This is a genomic window from Micromonospora sp. NPDC000668 (assembly GCF_042897975.1).
Lineage (GTDB): Bacteria > Actinomycetota > Actinomycetes > Mycobacteriales > Micromonosporaceae > Micromonospora.
Genome location: NZ_JBIAYP010000001.1, coordinates 1,924,270 through 1,947,478, shown reverse-complemented (window position 1 = coordinate 1,947,478; position 23,209 = coordinate 1,924,270). Strand labels below are relative to the sequence as shown.

The 23,209-nt window shown below is 72.3% G+C and carries 26 protein-coding genes; 18 read left to right on the top strand and 8 right to left on the bottom strand.

Annotated elements, in window-relative coordinates; all coding sequences use genetic code 11:
* Positions 1-10: 10 nt before the first annotated feature.
* Positions 11-829 (bottom strand): type I methionyl aminopeptidase, encoded by an 819-nt coding sequence (gene map / locus ACFY29_RS09060; protein ID WP_386984483.1) that lies wholly within the window; start codon positions 827-829, stop codon positions 11-13.
* A gap of 102 nt (positions 830-931) precedes the next feature.
* Here map and ACFY29_RS09055 point away from each other — a divergent pair, with 102 nt between their 5' ends.
* Entirely contained in the window at positions 932-1,198 is a 267-nt protein-coding gene (locus tag ACFY29_RS09055) for a helix-turn-helix transcriptional regulator (RefSeq protein ID WP_355609080.1), read from the top strand.
* Positions 1,199-1,288: 90 nt separating this feature from the next.
* Here ACFY29_RS09055 and ACFY29_RS09050 read toward each other — a convergent pair whose 3' ends face one another.
* From ACFY29_RS09050 to ACFY29_RS09040, 3 genes are all read right to left on the bottom strand, one after another.
* Positions 1,289-2,191, bottom strand: coding sequence for a phytanoyl-CoA dioxygenase family protein (locus ACFY29_RS09050; RefSeq protein WP_386984481.1), 903 nt, complete (start codon positions 2,189-2,191; stop codon positions 1,289-1,291).
* A gap of 221 nt (positions 2,192-2,412) precedes the next feature.
* Positions 2,413-3,267 (bottom strand): hypothetical protein, encoded by an 855-nt coding sequence (locus ACFY29_RS09045; RefSeq protein WP_386984479.1) that lies wholly within the window; start codon positions 3,265-3,267, stop codon positions 2,413-2,415.
* A 132-nt stretch (positions 3,268-3,399) separates the two neighbouring features.
* A complete protein-coding gene (locus ACFY29_RS09040) occupies positions 3,400-4,185 on the bottom strand; it encodes an enoyl-CoA hydratase-related protein (RefSeq protein WP_386984477.1) in 786 nt (261 codons plus the stop codon).
* A gap of 19 nt (positions 4,186-4,204) precedes the next feature.
* Here ACFY29_RS09040 and hemW point away from each other — a divergent pair, with 19 nt between their 5' ends.
* Entirely contained in the window at positions 4,205-5,428 is a 1,224-nt protein-coding gene (hemW, locus tag ACFY29_RS09035; protein WP_328426841.1) for a radical SAM family heme chaperone HemW, read from the top strand.
* Between the two features lie 66 nt (positions 5,429-5,494).
* Here the strand turns inward: hemW and ACFY29_RS09030 are convergent, their stop codons facing one another.
* Positions 5,495-6,127, bottom strand: a complete 633-nt coding sequence (locus ACFY29_RS09030; protein ID WP_328419346.1) for a DUF4870 domain-containing protein — start codon at positions 6,125-6,127, stop codon at positions 5,495-5,497.
* 200 nt (positions 6,128-6,327) lie between these two features.
* On the opposite strand from ACFY29_RS09030, the gene hrcA reads away from it, so the two are divergent.
* From hrcA to ACFY29_RS09015, 3 genes are all read left to right on the top strand, one after another.
* Positions 6,328-7,350 (top strand): heat-inducible transcriptional repressor HrcA, encoded by a 1,023-nt coding sequence (gene hrcA, locus ACFY29_RS09025; RefSeq protein ID WP_328419344.1) that lies wholly within the window; start codon positions 6,328-6,330, stop codon positions 7,348-7,350.
* Between the two features lie 73 nt (positions 7,351-7,423).
* Entirely contained in the window at positions 7,424-8,572 is a 1,149-nt protein-coding gene (dnaJ, locus tag ACFY29_RS09020) for a molecular chaperone DnaJ (RefSeq protein WP_328426840.1), read from the top strand.
* A 23-nt stretch (positions 8,573-8,595) separates the two neighbouring features.
* Positions 8,596-9,330, top strand: coding sequence for a 16S rRNA (uracil(1498)-N(3))-methyltransferase (locus tag ACFY29_RS09015; RefSeq protein ID WP_386984474.1), 735 nt, complete (start codon positions 8,596-8,598; stop codon positions 9,328-9,330).
* 25 nt (positions 9,331-9,355) lie between these two features.
* Here the strand turns inward: ACFY29_RS09015 and ACFY29_RS09010 are convergent, their stop codons facing one another.
* Positions 9,356-10,117 (bottom strand): SDR family NAD(P)-dependent oxidoreductase, encoded by a 762-nt coding sequence (locus tag ACFY29_RS09010; protein WP_386984472.1) that lies wholly within the window; start codon positions 10,115-10,117, stop codon positions 9,356-9,358.
* Between the two features lie 94 nt (positions 10,118-10,211).
* On the opposite strand from ACFY29_RS09010, the gene ACFY29_RS09005 reads away from it, so the two are divergent.
* The 8 genes from ACFY29_RS09005 (at position 10,212) to ACFY29_RS08970 (ending at position 17,653) form a co-directional block, all read left to right on the top strand.
* Entirely contained in the window at positions 10,212-10,571 is a 360-nt protein-coding gene (locus ACFY29_RS09005) for a histidine triad nucleotide-binding protein (protein WP_386984470.1), read from the top strand.
* Positions 10,568-11,965, top strand: coding sequence for a serine hydrolase domain-containing protein (locus ACFY29_RS09000; protein WP_386984468.1), 1,398 nt, complete (start codon positions 10,568-10,570; stop codon positions 11,963-11,965). Before ACFY29_RS09005 ends, ACFY29_RS09000 begins: the two co-directional genes overlap by 4 nt.
* 131 nt (positions 11,966-12,096) lie before the next feature.
* Positions 12,097-13,155 (top strand): PhoH family protein, encoded by a 1,059-nt coding sequence (locus ACFY29_RS08995; protein ID WP_328419334.1) that lies wholly within the window; start codon positions 12,097-12,099, stop codon positions 13,153-13,155.
* 15 nt (positions 13,156-13,170) lie between these two features.
* Entirely contained in the window at positions 13,171-13,644 is a 474-nt protein-coding gene (gene ybeY, locus ACFY29_RS08990; RefSeq protein ID WP_109818397.1) for an rRNA maturation RNase YbeY, read from the top strand.
* The gene (locus tag ACFY29_RS08985; protein WP_386984698.1) at positions 13,620-15,041 is read left to right on the top strand and encodes a hemolysin family protein; all 1,422 of its coding nucleotides are present in this window, start codon (positions 13,620-13,622) and stop codon (positions 15,039-15,041) included. Before ybeY ends, ACFY29_RS08985 begins: the two co-directional genes overlap by 25 nt.
* A complete protein-coding gene (locus ACFY29_RS08980; protein ID WP_328419326.1) occupies positions 15,034-15,420 on the top strand; it encodes a cytidine deaminase in 387 nt (128 codons plus the stop codon). Before ACFY29_RS08985 ends, ACFY29_RS08980 begins: the two co-directional genes overlap by 8 nt.
* Positions 15,421-15,428: 8 nt before the next feature.
* A complete protein-coding gene (gene era, locus ACFY29_RS08975; protein ID WP_328426839.1) occupies positions 15,429-16,325 on the top strand; it encodes a GTPase Era in 897 nt (298 codons plus the stop codon).
* A gap of 188 nt (positions 16,326-16,513) precedes the next feature.
* Positions 16,514-17,653: an acyltransferase gene (locus ACFY29_RS08970; protein ID WP_386984465.1), complete on the top strand. Its 1,140-nt coding sequence runs from the start codon at positions 16,514-16,516 to the stop codon at positions 17,651-17,653.
* On the opposite strand, the gene ACFY29_RS08965 is transcribed toward ACFY29_RS08970, so the two are convergent.
* Positions 17,640-18,446: a DUF4097 family beta strand repeat-containing protein gene (locus ACFY29_RS08965; RefSeq protein WP_355609055.1), complete on the bottom strand. Its 807-nt coding sequence runs from the start codon at positions 18,444-18,446 to the stop codon at positions 17,640-17,642. The two genes, ACFY29_RS08970 and ACFY29_RS08965, sit on opposite strands and share 14 nt — an antisense overlap.
* A gap of 102 nt (positions 18,447-18,548) precedes the next feature.
* Between ACFY29_RS08965 and recO the strand changes: the two genes are divergently transcribed.
* The 5 genes from recO to ACFY29_RS08940 all read left to right on the top strand — a co-directional run bounded on the left by recO (position 18,549) and on the right by ACFY29_RS08940 (position 21,657).
* On the top strand, positions 18,549-19,451 hold the full coding sequence (recO, locus tag ACFY29_RS08960) for a DNA repair protein RecO (protein WP_328419320.1): 903 nt from the start codon (positions 18,549-18,551) through the stop codon (positions 19,449-19,451).
* 4 nt (positions 19,452-19,455) lie between these two features.
* Entirely contained in the window at positions 19,456-20,232 is a 777-nt protein-coding gene (locus tag ACFY29_RS08955) for an isoprenyl transferase (RefSeq protein WP_355609049.1), read from the top strand.
* Between the two features lie 66 nt (positions 20,233-20,298).
* The gene (locus tag ACFY29_RS08950; RefSeq protein ID WP_328419316.1) at positions 20,299-20,484 is read left to right on the top strand and encodes a hypothetical protein; all 186 of its coding nucleotides are present in this window, start codon (positions 20,299-20,301) and stop codon (positions 20,482-20,484) included.
* Positions 20,485-20,671: 187 nt separating this feature from the next.
* Complete coding sequence (locus ACFY29_RS08945) at positions 20,672-20,899, top strand: thioredoxin reductase (RefSeq protein ID WP_355609046.1); 228 nt, start codon at positions 20,672-20,674, stop codon at positions 20,897-20,899.
* Entirely contained in the window at positions 20,896-21,657 is a 762-nt protein-coding gene (locus ACFY29_RS08940) for a pirin family protein (RefSeq protein WP_355609044.1), read from the top strand. Before ACFY29_RS08945 ends, ACFY29_RS08940 begins: the two co-directional genes overlap by 4 nt.
* Before the next feature lie 37 nt (positions 21,658-21,694).
* Here the strand turns inward: ACFY29_RS08940 and gndA are convergent, their stop codons facing one another.
* Complete coding sequence (gene gndA, locus ACFY29_RS08935; protein ID WP_386984460.1) at positions 21,695-23,137, bottom strand: NADP-dependent phosphogluconate dehydrogenase; 1,443 nt, start codon at positions 23,135-23,137, stop codon at positions 21,695-21,697.
* Positions 23,138-23,209 lie beyond the last annotated feature (72 nt).

Here is a 23,209-nt window from a genome sequence, read left to right as displayed (position 1 = left end):
GCGGCGCTCGTCAGGACGTCGCGGCCGACTGCCCGCTGCGGGTGCCCTGCCTCGTGTCGTGCCCGGGGCGGGGGGTCAGCACCTGAGGGCCGGCCTTGGTGATCGCGACGGTGTGCTCGGAGTGGGCCGTGCGCGAGCCGTCCGCGGACCGGATCGTCCACCCGTCCTTGTCATATTTGATCTTGTCGGTGCTGTGGCAGAACCACGGCTCGATTGCGATCGTCAGACCGGGCTTGAGCTTCATGCCCCGGCCGGGGCGGCCGTCGTTGGCCACGTGTGGGGCCTCGTGCATGGTGCGGCCGATGCCGTGCCCGCCGAATTCGGCGTTGACCTGGTAGCCGTAGCGGCGGGCGACCTCGCCGATGGCGGCGGAGATGTCGCCGAGCTGATTGCCCAGCCGTGCGGCGTCGATCCCGGCCTCCAGCGCGGCCTCGGTGGCCTCGATCAGCTTCAGGTCATCCGGGGAGGGGGTGCCGATGACGGCGGACAGTGCGGAGTCGGCGACCCAGCCGTCGATCCCGACCGCCATGTCGATGCTCAGCAGGTCACCGTCGCGCAGGGCGTAGTTGTGCGGCAGGCCGTGCAGCACGGCGTCGTTGACCGAGAGGCACAGGACGTTGCGGAACGGGCCGCGACCGAACGACGGTGTGTAGTCCCAGTAGCAGGACTCGGCGCCACGCTCCTTGATCCGGCGACGGGCGTGGTGCTCGAGGTCCATCAGGTTGACCCCGACGGCGGCGACCTCCCGCAGCTCCGCCAGCAGCTCGCCGACGAACTGGCCGGTCACGGCCATCCGTTCGATCTCCTCAGGGGACTTAAGCTCGATCACGATCAACCCTTCCCTCTTCGTAGCGGTATATTTATACCACGCTGGTCGGCGCGCAGGCCGGTGGGCGTTGCCGGTCCGAGAAGGCGGATCTATCCTGCTGACATGGTTCGCCCACCGCTCACACCTGAACAGATCGCAGCGGGGCAACGTCTCGGGGCGGCGCTTCGGGTCGCCCGAGGTGGTCGCAGCCCCGTCGAGGTGGCCTTGGCGGCCGGCATCTCACCGGAGACGCTGCGCAAGATCGAGGTGGGCCGGCTCCCGGCACCCGCGTTCGGCACGGTGGTCTGCCTCAGCGAGGTCCTCGGCGTCGCGCTCAGCGACCTGGCCGAGGTGTGGCTGGCCGACCTGCGCCTCCGCGAAGCGTCCTAACCGCGGGCCGGCCGCGCCGAAGGGCCGGCCGGGCGGCGGATGCGCAAGAGCCCCCGACATCGGCGATGTCAGGGGCTCTCGGCTAACGACTCAGCGAAGCCAGGGGATGTTGCGGTCCAGCAGGCCGCGCTCCTTGAGCTCCTTGCGCAGCGGGATCTCGTCGTCGACGTACCCGTCCCAGTTGATGCCCCAGTAGTTGGCGGTGTGGGTGCCCTCACCGATCAGCTGGCGCTGCACCGGCGTGCGGTTGCGGTACCACTCGCCGTTCAGGTCCGGGTGCAGCTCGTCCAGCGGGCGGATCCACCGGTAGGTGTAGCCCACGAAGAGCATCTTGCGGGTGATGGTCGACAGGTTCGTCGACCGGGAGTGCCACTGCCGGCGGTCGAAGATGAACGCGTCGCCCGGCTTGGCGGTGATCTCCACCGTGCCCTCCGGGTCGGGGTTGTGCACGCTGAGGTCCTTGGGCCGGTCCAGCGAGTTCCACAGGTGGCTGCCCGGGATGACCTTGGTGGCGCCGCGACCGGTCTCGGAGAGGTCGGAGAGCACGTACGCGACCTTCAGCGAGAACATCGGCCGGGGCAGGTTCGGGTCCATCGTCTCCGGGTCGGAGTTCTGCCGGTACCCGTCCTGGTGCCAACCCCAGTACGGCTTCTCCGGCTCGGCGGCCGGCGGAGTGACGTCCAGGTGGTTGTGGTGGGTGTAGATGTTCCAGCCGGCCAGCCCCCACATGTACGGGAAGGCGATCGGGTGGGTGAGCAGCTCACCGAAGAGCTCGTCGCGCTCCAGGAAGCCCAGCAGGTGCAGGGTGCCGTCCTTCTTGGTGGTGCCCTTTGCCTGCTCCTCCGCGTAGACGCGGTCGACCGCCGCCTCCAGCGCCGCCCGGTGGTCCTCCGTCAGGACGTTGCGCAGCAGGAGGAAGCCCTGCTCGTGAAACTCCTTGCGGTCAGTGTCGCTGATCGGTTCGTAGCCGGTCCGGTCGCCGTAATCGAACACCGCGTCGTACCCCTCCCCATGAGGTGAAACCATTTCTGGCACAGGCCGCCGATCGTAACGCGATCACCTTGGCAGCGGGGAGTGCGCATGACAGGAATGGACCTCAGCCGGACCATGCGCAGCGGAGCCACTCCGTAGAGTCAGGTTTCCGCGATAAATAGCGGCGTTTGTTGGCTGTTGTCCGATTGTGCGGTGACTGCCGGTTAAGAGATCCGGGCCGCTCACCCCTCGGCGAACACCTCGGCCACCACCTGACCGGCCGCGCTCTGCTCACCGGTCACCCGGCCCCAGGTGCCGTCCCGGGCGGTCCACTCCAGGTCGCCGAAGCGGACCCGCTTCACCCCGTGGTCCTGGGCGTGCGAGACCAGCCAGTGCGCGTACCGCCAGCCGTCGCGCTGGTCGCCCGCGGTCACCGCCAGCCCGGTCTGGCCTGCCGTGTCCGTGCCCGACAACCCCCAGTCCAGCACCAGGTTGCGGGTCAGTTGGGCGGCCGCTGCCGCGCCGTGCATCACCGGGGTACGCCCCACCGTGCAGGCGACCGCCCCGGTGACGTCGCCCAGTAGCGCCCGGCTGAGCACCTCGGAGTCGTCGGCCCACTTCTGGTACGCCTCGGGGAACGCCGAGCGCTGCACCCGCTGGGCGGCGTCGGTGACCCGCATCTTCTCCCAGCCGCGCACCTTCTTCAGTGCCGCGTAGAACCGGTTCGCCGCGTAGCGCGGGTCGCGGATCTGTGTCGGCGTGCCCCAGCCCTGGCTCGGACGTTGCTGGAACAGGCCGACCGAGTCACGGTCGCCATCGGCGAGGTTGCGCAGCCCGGACTCCTGGTACGCGGTGGCCAGCGCGACCACCACGGCCCGCTCCGGCATCCCGCGCTGTGCGCCGATCGCCGCGATGGTCGCCGCGTTGGCCATCTGGTCGGCGTCCAGGGCGACCCGGCCGTCGGCTTGGACCGTGCATTTCCGGGTCGCCAGTGGTAGCTGCAGACGGTCCCCGACCTGCCGCACGACGAGCCAGACTGCGATCACGGCGACGAGGATGAGAACCACCCCGCCCGCCACGGCTGCACGAGTTCGCACCCACACCCCCAGATCGACAGTCCGCCAAGCGTACGTCCCCGATGGCGTCGTCCGGGTCGTCCGACCGGTTCACGCCCGAGGGGAGCGGGGAAGGCCAGAGTGACGTTCCCCGCCGTCGGCAGGACAAACCGGCTAATCCGCGGCGGGTACCCAGCTGGCGTCCCGCTTCTCCCGGAACGCGGTGACCCCTTCGCGTCCCTCGTCGCCGAGGAAGTAGCCGGTCGACAGCGCCGACAGTCGGGCCAGTTCGCCGCGCAGCTCGGCGGTGCCCGGCCGGCGCAGCAGGTCCTTCGCGCCGGCCAGCGCGCCGGGCGCGCCGCGCACCAGCGAGTCGCAGTACCGACGTATCGCCGCGTCCAGCCCGTCCGCCGGGACGGCGGCGGTGACCAGGCCGATCTCGGCGGCCCGCCGGCCGTCGAAGGTGTCCCCGGTCAGGTACAACTCGGCGGCGGCGCGCGGGTGCAGCCGGGGCAGCACGGTCGCCGAGATGACCGCGGGGATCACCCCGATCCGCACCTCGGTGAAGGCGAACGTCGCCTCGTCGGCGCAGACCGCGAGGTCGGCGGCCGCGATCAGGCCCAACCCGCCGGCCCGCGCCGGCCCCGCCACCCGGGCCAGCACCGGCTTGGGGCACTCCCAGAGCGCGGCGAGCACCTCGCCCAGCATCCCGGCCGGCACCGTCCCGCTGGCGTACGCCAAGGCGGTCTCCTTCAGGTCCGCACCTGAGCAGAAGACCGGGCCGGTGTGGTCCAGCACGATCACCCGGACCGCCTCGTCGGCGACCGCGTCGGCCAGCCCACCCAGCAGCTGGGTCATCAGGGCTGTGGAGAGTGCGTTGCGGTTGTGCGGGCTGTCCAGGGTGAGGGTGGTCACCCCGCGGGCCGTGGCGACCCGCACGAGGACGTCGGGAGAGGTCATGCCGGGCACACTAGTGGCCATGCCCGGCGTCCTTCCAGATGGTGAGACCGTCCCCGTCGACGGATCGCTGCCCGCCACCGCCACCGCCGCGGTCGGCCAGCGCGGCTTCGGCGTGTACGTGCACGTGCCCTTCTGCGCCAGCCGCTGCGGCTACTGCGACTTCAACACCTACACGGCGAGCGAGCTGGGCGGCGGTGCCAGCCGTGAGGGGTACGCCGACACGGTGCTGGCCGAGCTGGCGCTCGCCGCCCGGGTGCTCGGTGACAGCCCACCGCCGCGGGTCGACACGGTCTTCGTGGGCGGTGGCACGCCCACCCTGCTCCCCGCCGACGACCTGGCCCGCATCCTCGACGGCATCGACCGCACCTGGGGGCTCGCCGCCGACGTCGAGGTGACCACCGAGGCCAACCCGGAGTCGGTCACCCCGGAATCGCTGAAGCTGCTGCGGGCAGCCGGCTACACCCGGATCTCGCTCGGCATGCAGTCCGCCTCCCCGGGGGTGCTGGCGATCCTCGACCGCAGGCACAGTGCCGGCCGGGCCACCGCCGCCGCCCTGGAGGCGCGCGACGCCGGGTTCGAGCACGTCAACCTGGACCTGATCTACGGCACTCCGGGGGAGCGGGCCGAGGACTTCGCCGCCTCGCTGGACCAGGTGGTGGCCGCCGGGGTGGACCACGTCAGCGCGTACGCCCTGATCGTGGAGGACGGCACCCGGCTGGCCGCCCGAATGCGTCGCGGTGAGCTGCCGTACCCCAGCGACGACGTCGCCGCGGACCGCTACCTGGCTGCGGAGGCCGCCCTCGACGCGGCCGGCCTGTCCTGGTACGAGGTCTCCAACTGGGCCCGCACCGACGAGGCCCGGTGCCGGCACAACCTGCTCTACTGGACCGGCGCGGACTGGTGGGGGCTCGGCCCCGGGGCGCACAGCCACGTCGGCGGGGTGCGCTGGTGGAACGTCAAGCACCCGTCGGCGTACGCCCAGCGGTTGGCCGCCGGCGCGTCGCCCGGCCTGGCCCGGGAGGTGCTCACCGTCGACGAGGCGCACATGGAGGACGTCATGCTCCGGCTGCGGCTCGCCACCGGGTTGCCGCTGGCGGTGCTCGACGCCACCGGCCGGGCCGGCGCCGAGCGGGCGCTGGCCGGCGGCCTGCTGGCCGCCCCGGAGTACGCGGCCGGCCGGGCGGTGCTCACCCTGCGCGGCCGGCTGCTCGCCGACGCCGTGGTCCGCGACCTGCTGCCCTGACCGTCGCGCCGCCCCCCGGTCGGCGCGACGGTGTGCCGGACCGGCCGGGGGAGCGGCCGGCCTGGATCACTTGATGAAGCTGCCGGAGAGCGGGTAGCGGTAGAGCTGGCCCTCGTTGGCCTTGATCCCGGCGATGATGCCGAACACGGCGCCGAGGATGATCGCCGCCGCGACCGGAATGAAGCCGATCACGATGCAGGAGAGCACCCAGCCGACCAGGCCGACGATCGACCAGATGAGCTGGAAGTTGAGCGCCGCCACCGCGTGCGCCCGAACCGTCGGGGACTGGTTGCCCCGGGCCAGCATCGCCACCAGCGGGCCGATCCAGCCGAGCACGCCGCCGCTGATGATCATCCCGGCGGCGCCGCCGAAGTGCGCGACCAGCGCCCAGGTCTTGTCCTCGTTGTTGGCGTAGCCGCCGCCGGGGCCGCCGTAGGCGCCACCGGGCGGATAGCCGCCAGGAGGGTAGCCCCCGGCTGGCGGATAGCCGCCCGACGGAGGGTAGCCACCCGACGGCGGTTGGTCACCAGTGGGCGGCGGATAGCCACCGGCCGGGGGATAGCCGCCCGGGCCGGGTGCCCCGGACAGTGGTGCGGTGGGTGGCTCGGCCGAGGCGCCCGGAGAGGGCGGCGGGGATGTCGGGTCCGTCGGGTATCCGCCGGGGTCTCCCGCGCCGGGAGGGCGAGGTGGTTCAGTCATGGATGTCACGGTAAGGGCCCGTGGCAACGCCGCACCAGAGCGACACCGCCGGGTCGGCCCGGCTGAACGGACAGCGACGACCTTGATCATCGCGCCGGCGGGTACGCCGACGTAGACTGGCACTCGTTACAGTCGAGTGCCAGGACGGTCCGCCGGCCCCACCGTGGCCGGCGGCCGACGTGCGACAGGAGGTGCGGAGGATGGGTCTCGACGACCGCAAGCTAGCCGTGCTCCGCGCCATCGTCGAGGACTACGTCTCCACCCAGGAGCCCGTCGGCAGCAAGGCGCTGGTCGAGCGGCACCAGCTCGGCGTCTCCCCGGCCACGGTCCGCAACGACATGGCCGTGCTGGAGGAGGAGGGCTACATCCGGCAGCCGCACACCAGTGCCGGCCGGGTGCCCACCGACCGCGGCTACCGCCTCTTCGTCGACCGGCTGTCCCGGGTCAAGCCACTCAGCCCGGCCGAGCGCCGGGCCATCGAGCGTTTCCTGGTCGGTGCGGTCGACCTCGACGACGTGGTGCACCGCACCGTGCGGCTGCTCGCCCAGCTGACCCGGCAGGTCGCCGTCGTGCAGTACCCGAGCCTGGCCCGATCCTCGGTGCGGCACCTGGAGCTGGTGCCGATCTCCACCACCCGGCTGATGCTCGTCATGATCGCCGACACCGGTCGGGTGGAGCAGCGGCTGGTCGAGCTGCCCGGGCCGGTGCCCGCCGACGACGTCACCGACCTGCGTCGGCTGGTCAACGAGAAGCTCGCCGGCGCCCGGCTGTCCGATACGCCGCCGCTGGTGCAGACGCTGGTCGAAGAGGCGCCGACCGAGCTGCGTCCGACGATGACCACCCTCGCCACGGTGTTGCTGGAGACGCTGGTCGAGCGGCACGAGGAGCGGATCGCGCTGGCCGGCACCGCCAACCTCACCCGGGGCGGCCTGCTCGACTTCCAGGGCTCTCTGCGCCCGATCCTCGAAGCGCTGGAGGAGGAGGTCGTGCTCCTCAAGCTCATCGGCGAGACCGAGCCGAGCACGACCCGGGTGCTGATCGGCGACGAGAACGAGTTCGACAACCTGCGCGCCGCCTCGGTGGTCAGCACCGGGTACGGCCCCGGCGCCACCATCGTGGGCGGCCTGGGGGTGCTGGGGCCCACCCGCATGGACTACCCCGGCAACATCGCCACGGTGCGCGCCGTGGCACGCTACGTGGGCGAGCTGCTGGCCCAGAACTGACCAGTCAGGGCCGACGGCCGGCTCCGGCCGACGACCGGCGCAACGCGAGACGAACATGAGGACACGGAACGCAGTGGCCAGGGACTACTACGGCATTCTCGGTGTGAGCCGGGAAGCCTCCGACGACGAGATCAAGCGCGCCTACCGCAAGCTGGCGCGCCAGTTCCACCCGGACGTCAATCCGGACCCGGAGGCACAGGAGAAGTTCAAGGACATCAACGCCGCGTACGAGGTCCTCTCGGACGACCGGAAGCGGCAGATCGTCGACCTGGGCGGCGACCCGCTCGCCCCCGGTGGTGGCGGCGGCGCTGGCGGTCCGGGCGGTCCGGGCGGGGCCGGCCCGTTCGTCGGTTTCCAGGACATCATGGACGCGTTCTTCGGCGGCGCGGCGGGTGGCGCCCGTGGCCCGCGTCCGCGGACCCGGCCGGGCGCCGACGCGATCCTGCGCCTGGAGCTGGACCTGCACGAGACGGCGTTCGGCGTCGAGGCGCCGATCACCGTCGACACCGCGGTGCTCTGCACCACCTGCTCCGGCGCCGGCACGGCCGCCGGCACCCACCTGGCCACCTGCGAGGCGTGCGGCGGTCGGGGCGAGGTGCAGTCGGTGCAGCGCACCTTCCTCGGCCAGGTGGTCTCCGCCCGGCCGTGCACCGTCTGCCAGGGCTACGGCACCACCATCCCGCACCCCTGCCCCACCTGCGCCGGCGACGGCCGGGTGCGTACCCGCCGCTCGCTGACCGTCAAGATCCCGGCCGGTGTCGAGGACGGCATGCGGATCAGGCTGGCCCAGCAGGGCGAGGTGGGCCCGGGTGGCGGCACCGCCGGTGACCTCTACGTGGAGATCCACGAGCGGCCGCACGACGTGTACTCCCGCAAGGGCGACGACCTGCACTGCCGGGTCACCGTGCCGATGACCGCGGCGGCACTGGGCACCCGACTGACCATCAAGACGCTGGACAGCGAGGAGACGGTCGACGTCAAGGCCGGCACCCAGCCGGCCAGCACCCTGCGGCTGCGCGCCCGGGGCGTGCCGCACCTGCGCGGCACCGGCCGGGGCGACCTCTACGTGCACCTGGACGTCCGAACGCCGACGAAGCTCGACCCGGACCAGGAGCGGATGCTGCGCGACTTCGCCAAGACCCGCGGCGAGGAGGTCGCCGAGCTGTCCAAGCAGGGCGGCTTCTTCTCCCGGATGCGCGACGCGTTCAACGGTCACGCCTGACCACTGCGGCTAGCCTGATCATCGTGTCCGCGCCGCTGTTCCTGGTCGAGTCCCTGCCCACCGCCGACGCGTTGACCCTCGACGGTCCCGAGGGGCACCACGCCGCCACCGTGCAGCGGTTGCGGGTCGGCGAGGAGTTGCTGCTCGCCGACGGCCGGGGCGGCACGGCCGCCGCCGTGGTCACCGCCGTCGGCCGGGGCAGCCTGGAGCTCACCGTCACCTCCCGGGGGTACGCGGACGCGCCCGTACCGCGGCTGGTGACCGTGCAGGGCATCGCCAAGGGCGACCGGGGTGAGCTGGCCGTGCAGGCGATGACCGAGGTCGGGGTCGACGAGATCGTGCCCTGGGCGGCGGCCCGTTCGGTGACCCAGTGGCGCGGTGACCGGGGCGTACGGGCCCGGGAGAAGTGGGTGGCCACCGCCCGGGAGGCGGCCAAGCAGGCCCGCCGGCCGTGGCTGCCGGTGGTGGCCGGTGCACCGGACGAGTCCACCGCCACGGTGGCCCGCCGGATCGCCGGTGCCGCCGCCGGGTTCGTGCTGCACGAGGAGGCCGAGGAGCGGCTGACCACGGCCGAGCTGCCGACCGCCGGGGAGATCGTCCTGGTGGTCGGCCCCGAGGGCGGCATCGACGCGGCCGAACTGACCGCGTTCCGCGCGGCCGGAGGCCGGCCGGTGCGGCTCGGGCCGGCGGTGCTGCGCACCTCCACGGCCGGGGTCGCGGCGCTCAGCGTGCTCGCCACCCGGCTCGGCCGCTGGTGACCGTCCGACAGCTGTACCCCGGCGGTCAGCTGCGCAGGTAGGAGGCGCCGTTGAGGTCGACGATGGTGCCGGAGGCCCACTCGGCCTGCGGCGACGCCAGCCAGTGCACCGCGGCGGCGATCTCCTCCGGCCGGGCCACCCGGTCGAACGGGCTCTGTGCGCGGATCGCCGCGCCGCTCTCGCCGCGCAGGTGCTCGGTGGTCATGTCGGTTGCCACGAAACCCGGCGCGACGGTGGCCACCGCGATGCCGTACGGCGCGAGCGCCACGGCGAGGGACTGGCCCAGCGCGTTCAGCCCCGCCTTGCTGGCGCCGTACGCCGGCTGCTGCGGCTCGCCGCGGAACGCGCCCCGGGACGAGACGTTGACGATCCGGCCGCCGCGCTCCCGCATGTGCTGGGCGGCGCACCAGATGACGTTGCCGGCACCGGTCAGGTTGGTCTCCAGCACCTGCCGCCAGCGCCGCTGCCACTGCTCGTAGGAGGCGCCGAAGATCGGGTGCGGGTCGTCCCGGTCGCCGTACACCCCGGCGTTGTTGACCAGCACGTCCAGCCCGCCGAGCAGCTCGGCGGCCCGGTCCACCATGGCCCGCACCGCGTCCGGGTCGGTGAGGTCGGCGCGGACCACCACGTGCCCCTCGCCGGGCAGCTGCGCGCGCAGCTCCTCGGCCGCGTCCGCCGAGTCGCGGTGGTGGATCGCCACCCGGTCGCCGCCGGCCGCGAACACTGTCGCCACCGCCCGCCCGATTCCGCGCGAGGCCCCGGTCACCAGTACCGCCCGATCCGTCATGCAGGGCATCCTGCCGTAGCCGTCGCGAACGCCGGGAAGGGACCCTTGCGCCACCGGAGGGGTTGACAGGGGGCCCTTTCCTTACACTGCCCGGATGGGATCCGACTGCCTGTTCTGCCGCATCGTCGCCGGGGAGATCCCGGCCACCGTGGTCCGGGAGACCGCCACCACGCTCGCCTTCCGGGACATCGGCCCGAAGGCGCCGGTGCACGTCCTGGTCATTCCGAAGGAGCACTACGCCGACGTCGCCACCCTCGCCGAGGGTGACCCGGCGCTCGCCGGTGAGGTGTTGGCCACGGCCGCCGCGGTGGCGGACGACGAAGGGCTGCTCGGCGACGGATTCCGGCTGATGTTCAACACCGGCGCGTACGGCGGCCAGGAGGTCTTCCACGCGCACGCGCACCTGCTCGGTGGCGCGCCGCTCGGCCCGATGCTCGCCCGGGACCTGGCGTGAGCACTGGACCGGGCCTCGACGCCCGCGTGGACGAGCGGCTGGGCCGCCTGGTCCGCCGGGTGCAGGCCGACGCCCGGGTGCCGGCGGTGTCGGCGGCGCTGCACCGGGCCGATCGGCCGCTGTGGCAGTGCACCGTGGGCGACACCGGCAGCGACAACGCGCTGGGACCGCGCACCCAGTTCCGGATCGGCTCGGTGACCAAGACGTTCACCGCGGTGCTCACCCTTCAGTGCCGCGACGACGGGCTGCTGGACCTGGACGACCCGGTGGGCCGGCACCTGGACCTGCCGGCGCACGGAGAGCTGACCGTCCGCCGGCTGCTCTCGCACACCGGCGGCCTGCAGCGCGAGCCGTTCGGTGACGTCTGGGACACCCTGAGCGCGCCGGACGCCGATCGGCTGGTGGCCGAGCTGGACCGGGCCGAGCGGGTGCTGCCGCCGGCCCGTCGCTTCCACTACTCCAACCTCGGGCTCGCCGTGCTCGGCCAGTTGGTCGCCCGCCTGCGCGGTGGCAGTTGGGCGCAGGTGCTCACCGAGCGGGTGCTGACGCCGTTGGGGCTGACCGACACCACGGTGACCCCCGGCCCGGCTGCGGCCACCGGGTTCCTGGTCGACGCGTACTCCGACGAGGCGCATCCGGAGCCGCCGACCGACTTCGGCGCGGTCGGCCCGGCCGCCCAGCTCTGGAGCACCGCGACCGACATGGCCCGCTGGGCGGCGTTCCTCGCCGACCCGGCGGCGCTCGACCCGGCCGGCGCGGTGCTCACCCCCGGCACCCTGGACGAGATGCGCTGGCCGCTGACCACCACCGACGAGACGCTCTGGGGCGCCGGCTTCGGGCTCGGGCTGATCCTCATCCCGCAGGGCGAGCGGGTGGTGCACGTGGGGCACGACGGGGCGATGCCCGGTTTCCTGGCCGCGGTCTACGGCCGGCGGGGTGGCGACGGCACGGCGGGCGCGATGGGTGCCGCGGTGCTCGGCTCCTCCGGCACGGCGGCCGAGCTGTTCGACCTGCCGCACCAGCTGCTCGCCGCGGCGGTCGAGCACGACCCGGCCGAGATCGAGCCGTGGCGGCCCGGCCCACCTGCTCCGGCGGCCCTGCGGGGCATGCTCGGCCGCTGGTGGGGTGAGGGTTTCGAGTACGTCTTCTCCTGGCACGACGGCACCCTGCGGGCGCGCGGGGCCGGCGACCCGGCGGGGCGCCCGCCAGCGGTGTTCACCCCGCTGCCGGACCGCCCGGACGTGTTCCGCACGGTCTCCGGCCGGGAGGCCGGCGAGCTGCTGAGGATGACCCGGGACGAGGCCGGCACGGTGGTCCGGATGCACTGGGCGACGTACCGCTTCTCGCGCCACCAGGAGACCTTCGACCGGTACGACTTCCGGTCCGGGAGTTGATCGCGGCCAGCGGAAATGGACACGATGCGGGCCGCGTTGACCCGATACGATGGGTGTAACGTCCGCACGCCGTGCCAGTAGAGCCGGCGCTGAGATCGAGAGCAGGTGCGCAGGGGCCTTCGGCCCGACCTATGACCGGCACCCCACCTCCCGGCCCGCCCCGGGTGCAGACCAGGATCACCGTGCCCGACTCGAAGATCATGGTCAATCTGCTTGGCGCGGGTGACGAGATCCTTCGACTCGTCGAACGCTCGGTCACCAGTGACGTGCACGTCCGTGGCAACGAGATCACCATCACCGGCGCCCCTGCGGACAACGCCCTCGCCGAGCGGGTCTTCAGCGAGCTACTCGAACTCATCGAGAAAGGCGAGACCCTGACCACTGACGCGGTAAGACGTACCGTCGGCATGCTCGAGCAGGGTAGCGCCGAGCGGCCCGCCGAGGTCCTGACGCTCAACATCCTCTCCCGGCGCGGGCGCACCATCCGTCCCAAGACGCTCGGGCAGAAGCGGTACGTCGACGCTATCGACTCGCACACCATTGTCTTCGGCATCGGCCCGGCCGGCACCGGCAAGACCTACCTGGCGATGGCGAAGGCCGTCCAGGCGTTGCAGGCCAAGCAGGTCAACCGGATCATCCTGACCCGACCGGCGGTTGAGGCGGGCGAGCGGCTGGGCTTCCTGCCCGGCACGCTGAACGAGAAGATCGACCCGTACCTGCGCCCGCTCTACGACGCGCTGCACGACATGCTCGACCCGGAGTCGATCCCGAAGCTGATGGCCGCGGGCACGATCGAGGTCGCCCCGCTGGCGTACATGCGGGGCAGGACGCTCAATGACGCGTTCATCATCCTGGACGAGGCGCAGAACACGACGCCCGAGCAGATGAAGATGTTCCTCACCCGGCTCGGCTTCAATTCCAAGATCGTCGTCACCGGTGACGTCACCCAGGTGGACCTTCCCGGCGGGACGACCAGCGGCCTGCGGGTGGTCCGGGACATCCTGGAGAACGTCGAGGACGTGCACTTCGCCCAGTTGTCCAGCTCCGACGTGGTCCGCCACCAGCTGGTCGGGCAGATCGTCGACGCGTACGCCCGCTGGGACGCCGAGCGGGAGAACCAGCAGGCGCAGGGTGTCCACGCCGTGCCCGGGCGACCCGCCCAGGGCGGCCGGGCCGGCCGACGCCGCTAAAGCAGAGGAAAGCAGTTGTCCATCGAGATCGCCAACGAGTCCGGCGTCGACGTTGATACCGACGCCGTGCTCGCCGTCGCCCGGCACGCCCTCGACGAGATGGGGGTCAACCCCCTCGCCGAGCTGTCCGTGCTGCTGGTCGACATCGACTACATGACCGAGCTGAACCACCGCTGGATGGGTGGCGAGGGTCCGACCGACGTGCTCGCCTTCCCCATGGACGAGGGCAGCGTCGACCACGGCCCGGGCGAGAGCGCCCCGGCCGGCGGTGAGCCCGCCCTGCTCGGTGACATCGTGCTCTGCCCCGAGGTGGCGGCCAAGCAGGCGGCGACCGCCGGGCACGCCCCGGCCGACGAACTGCACCTGCTCACGGTGCACGGGGTGCTGCACCTGCTCGGGTACGACCACGCCGAGCCGGAGGAGGAGCGGGAGATGTTCGCGCTCCAGGCCCGACTGCTGGCGAGCTGGCGGTCGACCCGCAACCAGTGATGTCCACTCCACTACTGGCGGCCGGCCCCACGGCCGGCTTACCCGATCTACAACTGATCGTCTTCGCGGCCGGCCTGGTCGTGCTGGCCGGCGTGATCGCGATGACCGAGGCGGCGCTCGCCGCCGTCTCCCCGGCCCGAGCCGCCGAGTTGGCCCGGGACGGCGTACGCGGCGCCCGGACCCTCCAGGCCGTGGCCGGCGACGTGGTTCGGCACCTCAACCTGCTTCTGCTGTTGCGGCTGCTCGCCGAGCTGACCGCCACCACGCTGGTGGCCCTGGTCGCGGTGGACAGCTTCGGCGCCGGCTGGCGGGCCGCGCTGGTCACCGCCGGCGCGATGACCGTGGTCAGCTTCGTGGTGGTCGGGGTCGCCCCGCGCACCATCGGCCGGCAGCACGCGTACGCCGTGGGGCGGGCGGTGGCGCCGCTGGTCCGCTGGCTGGGCCGGGCGCTCAACCCACTCGCGTCGCTGCTCATCCTGATCGGCAACGCGGTCACCCCGGGGCGCGGCTTTCGGGAGGGGCCGTTCGCCACCCAGGTGGAGCTGCGCGAGCTGGTCGACCTGGCCGAGCAGCGGGGTGTGGTCGAGCACGGCGAACGACAGATGATCCACTCGGTCTTCGCACTCGGCGACACCATTGCCCGTGAGGTGATGGTGCCGCGTACCGAGATGGTGTGGATCGAGGAGGGCAAGACGCTCTCGCAGGCGCTGGCGCTCTTCCTGCGTTCCGGCTTCTCCCGCATCCCGGTGATCGGCGAGAGCGTCGACGACGTGCTGGGCGTGCTCTATCTCAAGGACCTGATCCGGCGCTCCCGGGGCGGTGACCCGGCCGCCGAGCAACTGCCGGTGGCCGAGCTGATGCGCCCGGCGACCTTCGTACCGGAGTCCAAGCCGGTCGACGACCTGCTGTCGGAGATGCAGGCGGCCCGCAACCACCTGGTCATCGTCGTCGACGAATACGGCGGCACCGGCGGCCTGGTCACCATCGAGGACATCCTGGAGGAGATCGTCGGCGAGATTACCGACGAGTACGATGTCGAACGCCCGCCGGTCGAACGTCTGGCCGACTCCTCGGTGCGGGTCACCGCCCGCCTGCCGGTGGAGAATCTCGGCGAGTTGTTCCACACCGACCTGCCCGCCGACGAGGTGGAGACGGTCGGTGGTCTGTTGGCCCAGTCGCTCGGGCGGGTGCCGATCCCCGGAGCGGAGGTCGAGGTGGCCGGCCTCCGGCTGGTCGCCGAGGGCACCACCGGCCGACGCAACCGGATCGACACCGTCCTGGTCAGCCGGGTGGAGCCGGGCGACGAGCAGGACAACGGGGGGCGCGGCGAGCAGGCCGGCCCCGGAGACGACCAGGACCACAATCGAGACGAGGAGAGGCAACCCGCCGATGCCTGACACACCCGCCGCGCACGCCGCCCGGCCCACCCCCACCGCGCCGGCCCCGCTGAGCGCCGAGGACGGCAAGCTCGTCGTCCTGGCCCGGGGCGCCCGCGGGCGGGTCGGCGCCGTGGAGGGCGCCGCGGTCCGGGACCAGGACGGCCGGACGTACGCGGCCGCCAGCGTCGCGCTGCCCTCGCTGACCCTCACCGCGTTGCAACTGGCGGTGGCCTCGGCCGTGGCGGCCGGGGCGACCCGGCTGGAGGCGGCGGCGGTGGTGACCGAGGCGTCGACGCTGGACGGCGCCGGACACGCGGTGGTGCGTGACCTCGCCGTGGACGCGCCGATCCACGTGGCCGCACCGGACGGCACCGTGCTCGGCACGGTGACCCAGTGACCGGCGGCGTGAAGGATCCGGAGGCACGCCCCTACCGGGCCGGGTTCGGCTGTTTCGTCGGTCGACCCAACGCCGGCAAGTCCACGCTGACCAACGCCATCGTCGGCACCAAGATCGCGATCACCTCGAACAAGCCGCAGACCACCCGGCACGTCATCCGGGCCGTGCTGCACCGGCCGGAGTCGCAGCTGGTCCTGGTCGACACGCCGGGCCTGCACCGCCCCCGTACGCTGCTCGGCGAGCGCCTCAACGACCTGGTCCGATCGACCTGGACCGAGGTGGACGTGATCGGCCTGTGCATCCCGGCCGACGAGCCGGTCGGGCGCGGCGACCGGTTCATCACCGGCGAGCTGGCCGAGTTGAAGGCGACCGTGCTGGCGGTGGTCACCAAGACCGACCTGGTGGACAAGCGCCGCCTGGCCGAGCAGTTGCTCGCGGTCAGCAAGATGGGCGAGTTCGCCGAGATCGTGCCGGTGAGCGCGGTCTCCGGGCACCAGGTGGACACCCTTGTCGACGTGATGACCAGCTACCTGCCCCCGTCGCCGCAGCTCTACCCGGACGACATGCTGACCGACGACCCGGAGCAGGTGCTGGTCGCGGAGCTGATCCGGGAGGCGGCCCTGGAAGGGGTCCGCGACGAGCTGCCGCACTCCATCGCGGTGGTGGTGGAGGAGATGATCCCCGAGGGTCAGCTCATGAAGATCTACGCCGACCTGTATGTGGAGCGGCCCAGCCAGAAGGCGATCGTGCTCGGTCACCGGGCGAGCCGGCTCAAGGAGGTCGGCACCAACGCCCGCAAGCAGATCGAGGAGTTGCTCGGCACCCGGGTCTACCTGGACCTGCACGTGCGGGTGGCGAAGGACTGGCAGCGCGACCCGAAGCAGCTGCGCAAGCTGGGCTTCTGACCCATCTCACCGGTCCGGCCGGGCACTCCGGTCGGGCCGGCCGAGGGGTGGGTGCCACCCGGCAACACGATCATCTTCGGTCGGCCCGATGGCAAGATTCACGTTTGATCGGGGTCACGGCCGTTTGGCGGTGCCACCGCGCAGGGTAGGGGAGGTACATCCCGCGTCCCCGACCCAGATGCAGGCTGATGCGCAACAGGTACCTAGATCTGCTCCGTTTCCTGGCCATCGTCCGAGTGGTCGTCTACCACGTCACCGGGTGGGCGACCCTCACGCTCGTCTTTCCTGCCATGTCGGTGATGTTCGCGCTGGCCGGCTCGTTGATGGCCGCCTCGCTGAACCGCTCGGGGCCGGTGGCGGTCGGCCGCCGGCTGCGCCGGTTGCTGCCGTCGCTGTGGGTGATGGCCGCGGTCTTCGTGCCGGCCATGCTGTTCACCGGGCTGCCGGTGACGCCGCGGCTGCTGCTGTGGTTGTTCCCGATCGCTGACCCGCCGGCCAACAACTGGGGTGCCCTGGCGCTGAGCGTCATCTGGTATCTGCGCGACTACCTGTGGTTCGTGCTCGCCTCACCGATCGCGCTCTGGCTGTTCCGGCGTGCCCCGCTGCCCACCCTGCTCGCCCCGTACCTCCTGCTGGTGGCGATCGAGGTGGGGATCTACCCGGCGCCCCCGGCGGTGCTGCGCGAGTTCGGGCTCTATTTCGGCGCGTGGCTGCTCGGCTTCGCCCACCAGGCCGGGATGCTGCGCCGGCTCGCCGGCCGGGTGCTGTACCCGGCGGCGCTGGTGCTCGCGGCGGCCGGCGGGGCCTGGATCGTCGCGCATCCAGGCCCGCGCGGGTACGACCTCAACGACAACCATCTCGGCAACGCCCTCTGGTCCACCGCGTTCATCCTGATCGTTCTTGGTCGGGCGCCGGCCGGGATCGACTGGCTGAGGCGTAGCCGGTTGGCCGACCGGGCGGTGACCGTGGTCAATCGGCGGGCGCTCACCGTCTACCTCTGGCACATGCCCTTCGTGGTGGCGCTCACCCCGCTGGTGGACGTGGTCGGCTGGTCCCACCAGGATCCGCTGGGGCTGGCCATCCGGGTGCTGCTGGTCTTCGCACTGGTCGGGGTGGTGACCCTGGCCGTCGGCTGGGTCGAGGACGTCGCCGCCCGCCGGCGCCCGGAACTGCTCCCCGGTGGCCCGCCCCGCCAGTCCGGCCCGCCGATCCGCTCCGACAATCGACCGGCGAACCAGACCGGCGTGGGGGCGACCGTCGGACGGCCCGTCGTACCGGCGCAGCGGGTGGCCGGGGAGGTGGCCACCGTCGAGGTCAGCGCTGGCTGATCGTCACGTTGCCGCTGCCCGCCGAGCCGTCGAGCACCAGCGACGCGGCCGGGTTGTCGGCAACGGTGACCCGCGCGTCGCCGGAGCCGGTGCTGGAGCGGACCCGGTAGCTGCCCGCCGGCACCACCAGCGTGACGTCCCCGCTGGAGGCGTGCGCACGGGCCGAGGCCGGCGCGTCCAGCTCGACGGTGACGTTGCCGGACTGCGCCTCGGCGTCGACCGCGCCGCTCAGCCGGCGCGCGGCAATGTCCCCGGACGAGGCGCGTAGCCGTACCGCCGCGCTGGCCTCGCTCACGACGATGTCGCCGGAGCCGGTCTCCACACCGACCGCGCCAGTGGCGCCGGCGACCCGCACGTCGCCCGAGCCGAGTCGCAGGTCGACCGTGCCGACCCGGGTCAGCTCGACATCGCCGGAGCCGGTCTCGCCCTGCACGGCGACCCCCTCCGGCACGGTCACCTCGTAGGAGATGCTGCACCGGTCGCCGCAGTCGGCGTCCAGTAGCAGTTCGCCGTCCTTGATCTCGTACCGGCTGTTGGGCTCGCCGCCCTGGTAGCGCACCACCCGCTTGATCCGCACCTCGGACGCCGAGCCGGTGCCGTGCACCACCAGGTCGCCGGAACCGGGCAGCACCCGGATCGTGGTGATCTTCACCGCCTCGGTGTTGTCGTAGTCGAGGCGGCGGAACGCCAGGTTGTCGCACCCGGTGAGCAGGATGAGGGCGGTGGCCGCCCCCAGTGCGACGGGAGCGACGGCGCGGTGACGGGGGTGGCCGGTGGTCCGGTGCAGTGCCATGTCCAGCACGCTACGGCCGGTCGCGCGCCGGGCGCATCGGGGTTCGTCCGCGCGTCCACCCCGATCCGACCCTGATTTCACACCCCGAGGGAGAATGGTCCGATGGCCGGGTATCGCCGACAGCTCTACCGCGACGACGCGGTGGTGCTGCGCGTGCAGAAGCTCGGCGAGTCCGACCGGATCATCACCCTGCTCACCCGCCGGCACGGCCGGCTGCGCGCGGTGGCCCGGGGGATCCGCCGCACGACCAGCAAGTTCGGCGCTCGGCTGGAGCCGTTCGGCCACGTCGACCTCCAGCTCGCCGGTGACCCGAAGGGCAACCACGGCAGCTCGCTGCACACCGTCAGCCAGGTCGAGGGCATCGAGCTGTACGGCAAGCGGTTCCTCGGGGACTACCCCCGTTACACGGCGGCCAGCGCGATCGCCGAGACCGCCGAGAGGCTGACCCCGGTGGAGCGGGAGCCGTCGCTGCGGCTTTTCCAGCTCACCGTGGGCGCGTTGAAGGCGCTGTCCCGGGGCGAGCACGCCACCACGCTGGTGCTCGACGCGTACCTGCTGCGCGGGATGGCCCTCGCGGGCTGGGCGCCGGCGCTGATCGCGTGCGCGGTCTGCGGCACACCCGGGCGGCACCGGGCGTTCTCCGTACCGGCCGGTGGCGCGGTCTGCCCGGACTGCCGACCGCCCGGCGCGGCCCATCCCGCGCCGGCCACCATCGACCTGATGTCCGCGCTGGCCACCGGCGACTGGGTGGTCGCCGACGCCACCGAGACCGGCGTCCGCCGGGAGTGCAGTGGGCTGGTCGCGGCGCACCTGCAGTGGCATCTGGAACGCGCGCTACGCTCGCTCCCGCTGGTCGACCGGGGTCCCTCGGTGACCGGCACGGTCCCGCCGTCGGGGGGCGCTGGGGCCGCGATGCTCCGGCCGCGCGGCGACGTCGAGGCCGGGGCGGACGGTGCGAGCAGGGGGAGAGAGAGTGATCCGATCGATGAGGGCCGGCCGGCGTGAGCCGATGCCGCCGACACCGCACCCGTCGGGCGCCCGTCCGCCGGCGCTGCCCACCGAGGCGGTGCCAAAGCACGTCGCCGTGGTGATGGACGGCAACGGCCGGTGGGCCAAGGAGCGCGGGCTGCCGCGCACCAAGGGTCACGAGGCGGGGGAGCACAGCCTCTTCGACACCATCGAGGGTGCGATCGAGATGGGCATCCCCTACCTGTCGGCGTACGCGTTCTCCACGGAAAACTGGCGGCGCTCGCCGGACGAGGTCCGGTTCCTGATGGGGTTCAACCGGGACGTCATCCGCCGCCGCCGCGACCAGTTGGTCGACCTCGGTGTCCGGGTGGTCTGGTCGGGTCGGCCCGGGCGCCTGTGGAAGAGCGTCATCTCCGAGCTGCAGACCGCCGAGGAGATGTCCCGCGGCAACTCGACGCTGACCCTGCAGTTCTGCGTCAACTACGGGGGGCAGGCGGAGATCGGTGACGCCGCCGCCGCGATCGCCCGCGACGTGGCGGCCGGCCGGCTGGATCCGGCGAAGGTCACCGAGAAGACCGTGGCGAAGTACCTCTACCACCCGGAGATCCCGGAGGTGGACCTGTTCCTGCGCCCCTCCGGGGAGGAACGGATCTCCAACTTCCTGCTCTGGCAGACCGCGTACGCCGAGCTGGTCTTCCTGGACACGCTCTGGCCGGACTTCGACCGCCGCCACCTCTGGTACGCCTGCGAGCTGTACGCCCAGCGGGACCGGCGGTTCGGCGGTGCGCTGCCCAACCCGGTCGCCCCGGTGGTCTGAGAGGCTTACCGGCACGTCACGCTGGGTATCAGTGATGTCAGGAGCCACTGACGGAGGTGAACCCACATGATCCAGAAGCGCATTGCACAGTGGGCGGTGATGGCGATCGCGGTGCCACTGGCCGCGGCCGGCGCCCGCCGCCTCAGCCACACCCTGGAGGCCCGACGTGGTCCCTCCGGGGCGAGTCGGCTGCTGACCAAGGGTGCCGACCTGATCCGCCCCCAGAAGGCCAAGCGTCGCCGATTCTGGTAACCCTGTGATCCTCGGCGCCGCCCCCACATCTTCGGGGGCGGCGCCGCTCCGTGTCCGCACCCGTCGGGTCGGCGGTGGCGGCGACCCGACCGGGGCGGTCGCCCCGGGAGGGAGTCGTTTCGGGGTGCTGCGGGATGGTGGCGGGTAGGGTCCGAAGGTGGCGGGACCGAGGCGGTCGGAGGTGGACATGCGGGATCTCCGGTACAAGATGATCATGGCGTTGAACGCGGCCGACCTGGGCGACCCGATCTGCGAGCAGGTGGCCGAGATCTGCTCGGAGATCGCCGAGCAGCACTGCGCCGAGTTCGGCCACACGCCGCAGCTGCGCAGCGGCGAGATCGCCGAGCTGGCCACCGGGGAGCCGGCCCTGACCTGGGCGCCGTCGTCTTCCGACACCGGGCAGCGTGCCTGGTGACCGCGCCCGCCCCATCGGTCGACGTACGCCGGGCCGAGGACCGCTTCGCCACCAGGATCTCCTGGCTGGACTCGAAGCACTCCTTCTCGTTCTCCCGGCACTACGACCCGGCCAACACCCACCACGGTCTGCTGCTGGTCAACAACGACGACGTGGTCCGCCCCGGTGCCGGCTTCGAGACCCACCCGCACGAGGACATGGAGATCGTCACCTGGGTGCTGCGCGGCTCCCTGGTGCACCAGGACTCCACCGGCCACTCCGGGGTGATCTACCCGGGGCTGGCCCAGCGGATGAGCGCCGGCACCGGCATCCTGCACTCGGAGAAGAACGACGCCTGGCGACTCAACAACCAGGCGCCACACAGCGACCCGGTGCACTTCGTGCAGATGTGGGTGCTCCCCGACGAGCAGGGCGTCGACCCCGGCTACGAGCAGTTGGAGATCGAGGACGAACTGCTGCGCGGCGGCCTGGTCCCGATCGCCTCCGGAATGGACCGCTACGACGGGGCGTCCGCGATCCGGATCCGCAACCGGTACGCCACCCTGCACGCCGCCCGGCTCGGCCCCGGCGACGAGGTCACTATCCCGGATGCGCCCTTCGTGCACCTGTACGTGCCCAACGGCACGGTAACCCTGGAAGGCAGCGGCCCCCTCGGCACCGGCGACGCGGCCCGACTCACCGCGACCGGCGGCCGTCGGGTCACCGCGGACGAGCCGGCCGAGATCCTCGTCTGGGAGATGCACGCGACCATCGCCTGACCCCGCCCCGAGACGGGGAGAGGCCAGGCGCACGCCGTCAGGCGGGGGATTCGGTGCGCTCTCCCGCCCAGGTGGTGTGGAACGAGCCCTCGCGGTCGACGCGCTGGTAGGTGTGCGCACCGAAGTTGTCCCGCAGGCCCTGGATCAACGCTGCGGGCAGCCGCTCGGCGCGCAGCGCGTCGAAGTACGCCAGCGACGACGAGAACGCCGGCGTCGGCACTCCGGCCCGGACCGCGTCGGCCACCACCCGCCGCCAGCTCGGCACGCCGGCACCGACCGCGTCGGCGAAGTACGGCGCCACCAGCAACGTCGGCAGGTCGGGCTGCTCGTCGTACGCCTCGCGGATCCGGTTCAGGAAGCGGGCCCGGATGATGCAGCCGCCCCGCCAGATGGTCGCCGTGCCGCCGAGGTCGATGTTCCAGTCGTACTCCTGGCTGCCGGCGCGGATGTGGTCGAAGCCCTGCGCGTACGCGACGATCTTCGAGGCGAGCAGCGCGCGGCGGACATCCTCGATGAACGCCTCCCGGTCGGCCACCTGCCACTTCTCACCGGCGTCCGGGAACGCCCGGCGGGCCGCCTCGCGCTGGTCGACGTGCCCGGAGAGCGAGCGGGCGAAGGTCGCCTCCGCGATCCCGGTGATCGGGATGCCCAGGTCCAGCGCGCTCTGCACGGTCCACCGCCCGGTGCCCTTCTGCTCGGCCCGGTCCTGCACCACGTCCACGAAGGGCCGGCCTGTGGCGGAATCGCGGTGAGCCAGCACGTCGGCGGTGATCTCGATGAGGAAGGACTCCAGCTCGCCGCTGTTCCAGTCGCGGAAGATCTCCGCGATCTCCGCCGGCTCCGCGTCCAGGCCAGCCCGGAGCAGGTCGTACGCCTCGGCGATGAGCTGCATGTCGGCGTACTCGATGCCGTTGTGCACCATCTTGACGAAGTGCCCGGCGCCGTCCGGCCCGATGTGCGTGCAGCACGGGACGCCGTCCACGTGCGCGGCGATCTTCTCGAACATCGGCCCGAGCTTGGCGTACGACTCGGCGGAGCCGCCCGGCATGATGCTCGGCCCGAGCAGCGCGCCCTCCTCGCCGCCGGAGACACCGGTGCCGCTGAAGTGCAGCCCTCGCGCCCGAAGCGACTCCTCCCGGCGACGCGTGTCGGCGAAGTGGGCGTTACCGCAGTCGACGATGATGTCGCCCTCATCCAGCAGCGGCACCAGCTCGTCGATCACCGCGTCGGTGGGCGCACCCGCCTTGACCATCACGATCACCGCGCGGGGTCGTTCCAGCGACGCCACGAAGTCGGTCATCGACTCGCCGGGCACGAACGTGCCCTCGTCGCCGTGCTCGGCGATCAGGCTGCGGGTGCGCTCGGGCGAACGGTTGTGCACCGCCACGGTGAAGCCGTTGCGGGCCAGGTTGCGGGCCAGATTACGGCCCATCACCGCCAGCCCGGTCACACCGATCTGCGCCGTCGCCTGCTCAGCCATCCGTGCCGCCACCTCTCACCGTCGCACTGCCGTGCTGCGACCGTATCGCGGTGCGTGGGAGTGCGGGCGTCG